Origin of the sequence: Bordetella petrii (assembly GCF_020991325.1) — a bacterium.
Taxonomy (GTDB): Bacteria; Pseudomonadota; Gammaproteobacteria; order Burkholderiales; family Burkholderiaceae_B; genus Bordetella_A; species Bordetella_A petrii_E.
This window is the reverse complement of the sequence record NZ_JAJMLX010000180.1, coordinates 1-9,593: the sequence shown is the minus strand read 5'-3', so window position 1 is coordinate 9,593 and position 9,593 is coordinate 1. Positions and strand designations below refer to the sequence as shown.

The 9,593-nt window shown below is 67.0% G+C and carries 10 protein-coding genes and 1 pseudogene; 6 read left to right on the top strand and 5 right to left on the bottom strand.

The features are described 5' to 3' along the window. The 5 genes and pseudogenes from aroE to mpl all read right to left on the bottom strand — a co-directional run. A pseudogene (gene aroE / locus LPZ50_RS16860) lies at positions 1-400 on the bottom strand (shikimate dehydrogenase); the annotation flags it as partial. Then, a complete protein-coding gene (locus LPZ50_RS16855) occupies positions 397-1,299 on the bottom strand; it encodes a TonB family protein (RefSeq protein ID WP_230662848.1) in 903 nt (300 codons plus the stop codon). The gene LPZ50_RS16855 and the pseudogene aroE, both read right to left, overlap by 4 nt. Positions 1,300-1,347: 48 nt before the next feature. Beyond that, on the bottom strand, positions 1,348-3,231 hold the full coding sequence (locus LPZ50_RS16850; protein WP_230662846.1) for a ribonuclease catalytic domain-containing protein: 1,884 nt from the start codon (positions 3,229-3,231) through the stop codon (positions 1,348-1,350). Between the two features lie 89 nt (positions 3,232-3,320). Continuing rightward, on the bottom strand, positions 3,321-3,920 hold the full coding sequence (locus LPZ50_RS16845) for a YqiA/YcfP family alpha/beta fold hydrolase (protein ID WP_230662844.1): 600 nt from the start codon (positions 3,918-3,920) through the stop codon (positions 3,321-3,323). After that, a complete protein-coding gene (gene mpl / locus LPZ50_RS16840) occupies positions 3,917-5,290 on the bottom strand; it encodes a UDP-N-acetylmuramate:L-alanyl-gamma-D-glutamyl-meso-diaminopimelate ligase (protein WP_230662842.1) in 1,374 nt (457 codons plus the stop codon). The genes LPZ50_RS16845 and mpl overlap by 4 nt, the downstream gene beginning before the upstream one ends. Before the next feature lie 67 nt (positions 5,291-5,357). On the opposite strand from mpl, the gene LPZ50_RS16835 reads away from it, so the two are divergent. The 6 genes from LPZ50_RS16835 to LPZ50_RS16810 form a co-directional block, all read left to right on the top strand. Next, positions 5,358-5,897 (top strand): TlpA family protein disulfide reductase, encoded by a 540-nt coding sequence (locus tag LPZ50_RS16835; RefSeq protein WP_230662850.1) that lies wholly within the window; start codon positions 5,358-5,360, stop codon positions 5,895-5,897. A 137-nt stretch (positions 5,898-6,034) separates the two neighbouring features. Further along, the gene (gene aroQ, locus LPZ50_RS16830; protein WP_230662840.1) at positions 6,035-6,469 is read left to right on the top strand and encodes a type II 3-dehydroquinate dehydratase; all 435 of its coding nucleotides are present in this window, start codon (positions 6,035-6,037) and stop codon (positions 6,467-6,469) included. Between the two features lie 99 nt (positions 6,470-6,568). Then, entirely contained in the window at positions 6,569-7,021 is a 453-nt protein-coding gene (gene accB / locus LPZ50_RS16825; RefSeq protein ID WP_230662838.1) for an acetyl-CoA carboxylase biotin carboxyl carrier protein, read from the top strand. An 8-nt stretch (positions 7,022-7,029) separates the two neighbouring features. Then, on the top strand, positions 7,030-8,376 hold the full coding sequence (gene accC, locus LPZ50_RS16820; RefSeq protein WP_230662836.1) for an acetyl-CoA carboxylase biotin carboxylase subunit: 1,347 nt from the start codon (positions 7,030-7,032) through the stop codon (positions 8,374-8,376). A 45-nt stretch (positions 8,377-8,421) separates the two neighbouring features. Beyond that, positions 8,422-9,339, top strand: a complete 918-nt coding sequence (prmA, locus tag LPZ50_RS16815) for a 50S ribosomal protein L11 methyltransferase (RefSeq protein WP_230662834.1) — start codon at positions 8,422-8,424, stop codon at positions 9,337-9,339. Between the two features lie 21 nt (positions 9,340-9,360). Beyond that, positions 9,361-9,593, top strand: a 233-nt coding sequence (locus LPZ50_RS16810; RefSeq protein WP_230662832.1) for an MJ0042-type zinc finger domain-containing protein, incomplete at its 3' end; no start/stop codon positions are given.

Below are 9,593 nucleotides of genomic sequence, written 5' to 3'. Positions count from 1 at the left end.
CGGCGCCCACCAGCAGCACCTGGGCGCCTTCCAGCACCACGCCCAGCCGCAGCAGATCGCTGACCAGCCCCACGCCGTCGGTGTTGCAGCCATGCCAGGTGCCGTCCCGCAGCCATAGGGTGTTCACGGCGCCCGCCAGGCGTGCCCGCTCGCTCAGGTGCGCGGCGGCGAGCTCGCGGGCTTCCTCTTTGAAAGGCACGGTCACGTTCAGCCCCAGCCCGCCCTGTTCGCGAAAGGCCTGCACCGTGGCCGCGAAGCCGTCCACGGGGGCCAGCAGCCGCTCGTACTGCAGGGGTATGCCCGTCTGTGCCGAGAACATGGCGTGGATCTGCGGTGATCGGCTGTGCGCGATCGGATTGCCGATCACGGCATAGCGGGGCGGAGAACTGGCCTGCGTCATGGGGCTTGGGTTTCCAGGGTGTCGTTGACGAAATGCCAGGTGCGCGTAATGACCAGCATGTCGGCCTCGTTGGCGATGTCGGGCGGGAATGGCGGGAAGGGGGCCGCCAACTGCACAATGCGGCGCGCCGCCTGATTCAAAATGGCATGTTCCGACGGCTGGTCGATCTCGACATTGGCCACGCTGCCGTCGGCGCGTACCGATACCGTGATCTGCAGCGATCCGTAGATGCGGCCGCGCGCCTCGTCGGGGTAGTGCTGGGTGCCGATGGCCTCGATGCGCGTGCGCCAGGCATCCATGTAGGCCGCGTAGCGCGAGGCCTGTGCCGACGGCGCCACGAATTCTTTGCGTGGCTGCGCGTTGTACGACTGGATGCGCGAGGCCAGGGCGGCTACCTGGGCGTTCTGTACCAGGCCGGGCTGCTCGTGTACGTCTTCACCCTGGGCGGTGGCGTCCGGCCAGGGATACACGGGCTGGCGTTCCGTGCCGGCCTTGGGCTGTGCCTGCAATTGGGTCAGCAGCTTGACTTGCTCGGCTTCGAGCTGGGCCTGCCGTTTGCGCATGGCCTGCAATACGATGGTCTCGGCCGATTCGCCCGTGCGGGGCAAGGGCGTGGTGGCAACCCCGCCTCGGTCGGCATTGCCGCCGCCATCGACCTGGTTCTGGGCGATTACCTGTGCCTGCGCCGGGGCGGATTCGGTGCGGGCATTGACCAGCACGATTTCCAGCGGAGCCTGCATGGGCCGGCTGGCAGCCGGCGCGGCGAAGCGCCACGCCAGCGCACCGGCGTGCAGCAGCAGCGAGATCGCCAGGCCGATCCGCAAGTAGTGCTGGGCGGGCGCACTCAGCCAGTGCAAGAAACGGCCCGGCGTCGAATAAGAGTCAGCAGAACGTTGCACGCAGGCATTTTAGACGCCTGAAGCCGGAACGCGGTGACTCCGGATGCGTCAGCCCGCCGGGCCCACATACCGGCAGTCCAGTTCCAGCGCCAGTTCGTCCATGCCCAGGATGTCCAGCTCCACCGCCGTGCCGCGTTCCAGTTCGGGCATGCCGCCCACGCGCGTGACCAGCGGCGCGTTGCCCAGGCGGACGAGATCTTCGCGCAGCACGTGCGCCACGGCACGGGTAATGCCTTGCTGCTTCAGCCAGCGCAGGCACCAATAGCGTTCCATGCCGCCCTGGAACTCGTTCCATGCGGCGTACTGGGCGTCGAAGGCGCCAATAATGGCGAACAGGTCGGCATCGCGCGGCTTGAACGGCGCCACCAGCCGCGCCGACACGCCGTGTTCCACCGCGGCAATCAACTGCCACTGGTTGACCAGGTCTACATAGCGGCGCAGCGGCGAGGTGCTCCACGCGTACTGCGGCACGCCAATGGCTTCGTGCGGCAGGGCCTGGGTGCTCATGCGCACCCGCCCGGCCTGCTGCGAGCGGTAAATGCCCGGCACGCCGTGCTGGTTCAGCAGGCCGCCCCAGACGTTATTGGCCAGGATCATGTATTCGGCCACCATGCGGTCCAGCGGCGCATTGCGCTGGCGCGGCACCAGGCGCACCGGAGTGTCCGGGTCGTCGGGGTTGCCGTCCAGGTAAAAGCTGTATTCCACCCGGGTGTTGTTTTCGGGCTTGCCGCGCACCGCGTCGCGTTGCGCCGACAAGGCGCCGGCCAGTTGCCACAGGGGCCGCAGCCAGTGCCCGTAGGGCAGCGGGGCGGCGGGGTCGGCCAGGGCCGCCTCGGTGATCTGGCCGTCCAGGTCATTGTGGCGCAGGTTCTCGCGCACCACCACTCGCTCCAGGCGGGTCTCGGACGCGGCGATCTCGCCGGTAGCCGGGTCAGCCGTCACGTACAGCGACAAGGCCGGCACTTCGCGGCCCGCATCCAGCGAAAACGCCTGGATGACAGTGTCGGGCTGCATGGGGATTTTCTCGCCCGGCATGTACACCGTGGACAGGCGCGCGCGCGCCAGCTTGTCCAGCTCGCTGTCGCGCGTCACGGCCAGCCCGGGCGCCGCCACGTGGATGCCCACGCGCACCTTGCCGTCGGGCAGGGCCGTTACCGACAACGCATCGTCGATCTCGGTGGTGGTGATGTCATCCACCGAATAAATTTCCGCATCGGCCAGCGGCAGTTCGCGCTCCAGCGCCGGCACCGGCACATCGGGAAAGCCAGTGCCGCGCGGGAAATGCGTGGCCAGGAAACGGCGTTTGTGCAGGGCCAGGGCGTGCGGCCAGGCGCCCAGTTCCAGCAGCAGCCGGTCGGGGCTTTTCTGCAGCCGGGCGCAGGCGGCATCCAGCGCCTTCCATGGCATGCCGTTCTTGTCCGGGCGGATCAGCAGGGTTTCGGCTGCTTGCCCGATTTCTTCCGGCAGGCGGCCGGCCGCCATCTCGTCGACCCAATGCTGTTGCTGTTCGGCCTGTTTCTGCTTTTTTTCCAGGGCGGCCAGGGCGGCGGCCAGGATGTCGGGCGGCGCAGGGCGGTAGCGGCCCTTGCCGCGCCGGTGGAAATACGCCGGCGCGCCATGCAGGCGCATCAGCAGAGCGGCCTGCTCCACGGCGCTGGGGGCGTGGCCGAAATAGTCCGCCGCCAGCGCAGCCGAGTCGAATTCTTCCTGCGGCGCGCATTCCCACAGGAACTGCAGGTCCTGCGCCTCGGCCGCCTGCGCGGCTTCGCTCAGCAGCGCGGACGGCGCCGGCTCGGCAAAGGTGAACAGCGTGCTGGCACGCTTGATCTTGCTGCGCTTGCCCGATTCGGATTCCACCTGCAGGCTGGCATCGGTTTCCGACAGGATGTTGCCCGCCTTGAAACCGCCGTCTTCTTCGTAAAACACGTACATAAATCAGTCCATCCAGGGCGCGGGGGCCGCGCAGGCTCGCCGGGAGCGGCCTTTGTGTCTATATATATATTGTTGATGCTCGAATCGCGTCAGGCGGCGGGCCAGGCCTGGGCAAAATCCAGCACTTCGGGCAGCCAGCGTTCAAAATCCGACAAGCCGTGGTCGCTGCCCTGCACGATGCGCTGGCGGCAGCCGGCGTAGCGTTGCTGCATTTCCCGCCAGTCCAGTACTTCGTCGCCTGTGGCGGCCACCAGGAAATACCGCTCGGGCTGGGTAATGGCCGCCACCCGCGTGGCGGCCAGCTCGTCTACGTAGGCGGCGCGGAACTCGAACGGCGCGTCCGAATGATACATGCGGTGCGTGCCCACCTGCGTGGCCAGGTCGCGCGCGGCCTCGACGGCCGGGTTCAGCAGCACGGCCCGGCAATCCAGCTGTTCGGCCAGCCAGGTGGCATAGTAGCCGCCCAGTGACGAGCCTATTATCGTCAACTGCCGCGGGCCATCGGCCTGCGCCAGTTGCCGCCTGGCCAGGTCCATGGCCAGGTCCAGCGCCTGTTTCGGGCTGGCCGGCAACTGCGGGCATTGCCAGTCGCGTTCGCCGCCCAGCCCGCGCTCGGCCAGGGTCCGGGCCATCAGGCGGGCCTTGAAGGAATCCGGCGATGAGCGAAAGCCGTGCAGGTAAAGAATCATCGCGCCTCCCGCGCCAGGGCGTCCAGCAGCTTGCCATGCACGCCGCCGAAGCCGCCGTTGCTCATGACCAGCACGTGGTCGCCCGGCCGGGCGGCCCGCGCCACCGCGGCCACCAGGGCATCCAGGTCATCGAAGCTGGCCGCCCGCCCGCCCAGCGGGGCCAGCACTTCATCCGGGTTCCAGCCCAGGGCATGCTTGCCGCTGCGGGCGCCGAAGCAATACACCTGATCGGCCAGTTGCAGCGCCCCGGGCAGGCGGGCCGCCATGGCTCCCAGCTTCATGGTGTTCGAGCGCGGTTCCAGCACCGCCAGGATGCGTGCGGCGCCCACTTGGCGGCGCAGGCCCTCCAGGGTGGTGGCGATGGCGGTGGGGTGGTGGGCGAAATCATCGTAAACCTTGACGCCGCCCGCCGTGCCGCGCAGTTCCATGCGCCGCTTCACGCCGCCGAACCGGCTGAGCGCGTCTACCCCGGCCGCGGCGTCCACGCCGGCATGCTCGGCCGCGGCCAGCGCCGCCAGGGCGTTCAGGCGGGTGGGCTCGCCGCCCTGTGTCCAGCCCACGGTGCCAATGGCGCGGCCGTCGCGCCGCACTTCAAAGGCGCCATCGTTGTCGGCCGGGCCGGCCTGCCAGCTTCCGCCAGCCCCGAAGCGGGTGGTTTCCGACCAGCAGCCGCGCGCCATCACGCGGTCCAGCGCCTCGCTGCCGGTGGGCAGCACGATGCGGCCGCTGCCGGGAATGGTGCGCACCAGATGATGGAACTGGGTTTCAATGGCCGCCAGGTCCGGGAAGATGTCGGCGTGGTCGTATTCCAGGTTGTTCAGAATGGCCGTGCGCGGCCGGTAGTGCACGAACTTCGACCGCTTGTCGAAGAAAGCCGTGTCGTACTCGTCCGCTTCGATCACAAAGGGCCGCACCGCCGGGTCGTAGCGCGCCGAGACCTTCAGGTCGTGCGCCACGCCGCCTATCAGGAAGTTGGGCCGCAGGCCGGCCGCTTCCAGTATCCAGGCCAGCATCGAACTGGTGGTGGTCTTGCCGTGCGTGCCGGCCACGGCCAGCACGTGGGCGCCGGGCAAAATGTTGTCGCCCAGCCACTGCGGCCCCGATACATATCGCGCGCCACTGTCCAGAATGGCTTCCATCAGCGGGTTACCGCGCGTGACCACGTTGCCGATGACATACAGGTCGGGGGCCAGGGCCAGTTGGTCGGCCCCGTAGCCTTCGATCAGGTCGATTCCCTGCTCGGCCAGCTGGGTGCTCATCGGCGGGTAGACCGCCGCGTCGCAGCCCGTGACTCGATGCCCGGCCGCCCGGGCGATCAGCGCCAGGCCGCCCATGAAAGTGCCGCAGATGCCAAGAATATGCAGGTGCATTGATGTTCTCCTGGGCGCATTGTAGATGCACGCCCGGCGCGCGCCGCCTGCGGTTATCATCACGCCCATGAACCGTCGACTCTTTGTGTATTTGGCCGGTGCGGCGGCGGTGGCCGCGGCGGGCGGCTATGCGTTGCACGACTATCGCCGCCAGAACGCCAACGCGCCCGCCGGCGCCGCCAGCGGCGACCCCGTGGCCGCGCTGCAAGCCATGCCGTTGCCCGATCTCGACGGCACGCCCCGTCGTCTGGCCGATTGGCAGGGCAAGCCCATGGTGGTCAATTTCTGGGCAACCTGGTGCGCGCCCTGCGTCAAAGAAATGCCCGAATTGCAGGCATTGCACGAAAAGTACCCAGGCATCCAGTTTGTTGGCATCGGTGTCGATAAACCCGAGAACATGCGCGATTTCATCAAGAAAGTGCCGGTGTCCTACCCACTGCTGGTCATGGGGCCGGGGGCTGTCGATACCCTGCGTACCTTGGGTAACCCGGCTGGCGGACTGCCTTTTACGCTGGTTTTCAACGAAAATGGCCGAATTAACCGGAAAATCCTCGGCCAGGTCCAGTTCGACGACCTCGACCGCACGCTGCGCGGGCTGGCCGCCTGACATTGCATTGCGCAATGTCGCCGGTAGCAGGGGTTTCTGCGGTATCTGTTGGACAAATGATGTGAATAGGCGTAAAAAGGCGGTTTATCGATAGTTTTGCCGACACTTTGCGCGGCTAGCCCTCCGGCGCACCTCTCATGGCGCAACAGATCCTGGTACTGCACGGCCCCAACCTGAACCTGCTGGGTTCACGCGAGCCCCATCTTTACGGCAGCCTCACGCTGGCGCAAATCAACCAGGGCCTGGAAACGCTGGCAGCGCAGTTGGGCGTGGGGCTGACGGCATGGCAAAGCAATCACGAAGGCGAACTGGTCGAGCGCATCCAGGCGGCTCGCCAGGACGGCACCGATTTCATCGTCATCAATGCGGCAGCCTATACGCACACCAGCGTGGCGGTTCGCGATGCTCTGGCGGCGGTTGCTATTCCTTTTATTGAAGTACATTTGTCGAACCTGTATAAACGCGAACCCTTCCGGCAGCATTCTTACTTGTCCGACCTGGCGGTCGGGCTGGTGTGCGGCCTGGGCGCAGACGGCTACGACGCGGCGCTGCGTTATGCGGCTCGGCATTAGTGCCGCACTCCAGTCTCCGGATTCAACTTTTTATTCCACATGCGGTACGGCGCGGCCTGATACAGACGCGTCGCCAACATTAATCGGGAAGCAGCTTCTATGGACCTCCGAAAACTCAAGACCCTGATCGACCTGGTGGCGGAATCGGGCATTGCCGAGCTTGAAATCACCGAGGGCGAAGGCAAGGTCCGCATCGTCAAGTTCTCCCAGACGCTGCAACCGGTTGCCTACCACATGCCCGACGCGGCCCCCGCCGCGCCGGCTCCCGCTGCGGCCGCGCCCGCCGCTCCGGCGGCCGAAGCCGCCCCGGTGGTGCAAGGCCATGCGGTCAAGGCCCCCATGGTGGGCACCTTCTACCGCGCGCCAAACCCCGGCGCCGCGCCGTTCGTCGATGTGGGGCAAACCGTCAAAGAAGGCGACCCGCTCTGCATCATCGAGGCCATGAAGCTGCTCAATGAAATCGAGGCCGACAAGTCCGGCGTCATCAAAGAAATCCTCGTTGAAAACGGCGAACCCGTCGAATACGGCCAACCCCTGTTCGTCATTGGCTGATTGCTGATATGTTCGAAAAAATCCTGATCGCCAACCGCGGCGAGATCGCGCTGCGCATTCAACGCGCCTGCCGCGAGCTCGGCATCAAGACGGTGGTCGTGCATTCCGAAGCCGACCGCGACGCCAAGTATGTGCGCCTGGCCGACGAATCGGTGTGTATCGGGCCGGCCCCCTCGCGGGAAAGCTACCTGAACATGCCCGCCATCATTTCGGCGGCGGAAGTCACCGATTCGGAAGCCATCCACCCCGGTTACGGCTTCCTGTCCGAAAATGCCGATTTCGCCGAGCGCGTCGAGAAAAGCGGCTTTGTCTTCATCGGGCCGCGTCCGGAAACCATCCGCCTGATGGGCGACAAGGTCAGCGCCAAGCGCGCCATGATCGAAGCCGGCGTGCCGGTGGTGCCGGGTTCCGAAGGCGCCTTGCCCGACGATCCGCAGGAAATCGTGCGCGTTGCCCGCGAAGTGGGTTACCCCGTCATCATCAAGGCCGCCGGCGGCGGCGGCGGGCGGGGCATGCGCGTGGTGTATACCGAAGCCGCGCTGCTCAATGCCGTGGCCATGACGCGTTCCGAAGCCGGCGCGGCCTTCAACAACCCCGAAGTCTACATGGAGAAGTTCCTCGAGAACCCGCGCCATGTGGAAATCCAGGTGCTGGCCGACGGCGGCCGCAATGCCGTCTGGCTGGGCGAACGCGACTGCTCCATGCAGCGCCGCCACCAGAAGGTCATCGAAGAAGCGCCGGCGCCGGGCATTGCCCGCCGCCTGATCGAGCGCATCGGCGACCGCTGCGCCGACGCCTGCCGCAAAATGGGCTATCGCGGGGCCGGCACGTTCGAGTTCCTGTACGAGAACGGCGAGTTCTATTTCATCGAAATGAACACCCGCATCCAGGTCGAACACCCGGTAACCGAGCTCATCACGGGCGTCGACCTGGTCCAGCAGCAGATCCGCATCGCCGCGGGCGAAAAATTCCTGCTGCGTCAGCGCGATGTCGTGTTCAAGGGCCATGCCATTGAATGCCGCATCAACGCCGAGGACCCGTTCCGCTTCGTGCCCAGCCCGGGCCGCATCACCAACTGGCATACGCCGGGCGGCCCCGGCGTGCGCATCGATTCGCACGCTTTCAACGGCTATTTCGTGCCGCCCAACTACGACTCGATGATCGCCAAGGTCATCACGTACGGCGACACGCGCGACCAGGCGCTGGCCCGCATGCGCATCGCGCTGTCCGAGATGGTGGTGGAAGGCATTTCCACTAATATCCCGCTGCACCGCGAACTGCTGCAGGACGCCCGCTTCATCGAGGGCGGCACCAGCATTCATTATCTCGAGCACAAGCTGGCCCAGCGCCCTTGATGCCCAGGCGGGCCGCGCTGGCCCGCCCCACCGGAAGAACCCGTCATGCGTGAACTCGTGCTTCATTGCCTCGAGGCGCAGGCCGAAGCGCTGTCCGATGCGCTACTCGAGGCCGGCGTGCTGTCGGTATCGGTGGAAGACGCCGATCTGGGCACCGAGGCCGAGCGCCCGTTGTTCGGCGAGCCCGGCACCGAGCCCGACGTGCAGGCCTGGAACCGCAACCGCGTCGTGGCCCTGCTGCCCGATGGCGCCGGTCCTGCCCAGATCTACGAACAGGCCATGGCCGCGGCAGGGCTGGATCCCATCCAGGCCGGCGGCTGGACGCTGCGCGACGTCCCGGATGCCGACTGGGTGCGGTTGACGCAATCGCAGTTCGGCCCCATCCAGATTTCCCAGCGCCTGTGGATCGTGCCCAGCTGGCACCGCGACGATGCGTCCGCCGGCCGCGCCGCGCTCGACGACGACGCCATCCACATCGAACTTGATCCCGGCCTGGCATTCGGCACGGGCAGCCACCCCACCACGCACCTGTGCCTGGCCTGGCTCGAAGCCGAACTGCCCCCAGGCGCCACGGTGCTCGACTACGGCTGCGGCTCCGGCATCCTGGCCATCGCCGCCCGCAAGCTGGGGGCCGGCGCCACCGACGCGGTCGACATCGATCCGCAGGCGGTGCAGGCCACTGCCGACAACGCCCTGGTCAATCAGGTGGATCTGCAGGCCCTGTTGCCCGATGCCCTGGCCGACGGCACCTACCAGGTGGTGGTGGCCAACATCCTGTCCAATCCCCTGAAAGTGCTGGCGCCCATGCTGGCCGGGCGGGTGGCGCCGGGCGGCCAACTGGTGCTGTCGGGCGTGCTGGAGCGGCAGGCCGAAGAAGTGGCTACTGCGTACGCGCCCTGGCTGGCCATGTCGGTCTGGCAGGCCCGTGATGGCTGGGTCTGCCTGCACGGACGCAAGGCCTGAGCCGCATACCGGGGAATCGCCATGGCCATGACGACCCGCTGCCCGCACTGCGGCACCGCCTTCAAGGTGGTACCCGACCAATTGCGGGTGCGCAATGGCCTGGTGCGCTGCGGCACCTGCGGCACGGTGTTCGATGGCCGGGCCTGCCTGGTGGCGCAAATTCCGCAAGGCCTCGTCCGCCCGCCGGTGCCGGGGCCCGTTGCGCCGCCCGCCATGCCTTCCAGCCCGGTTGCGCAGGAACCCGCGGCCGCGGC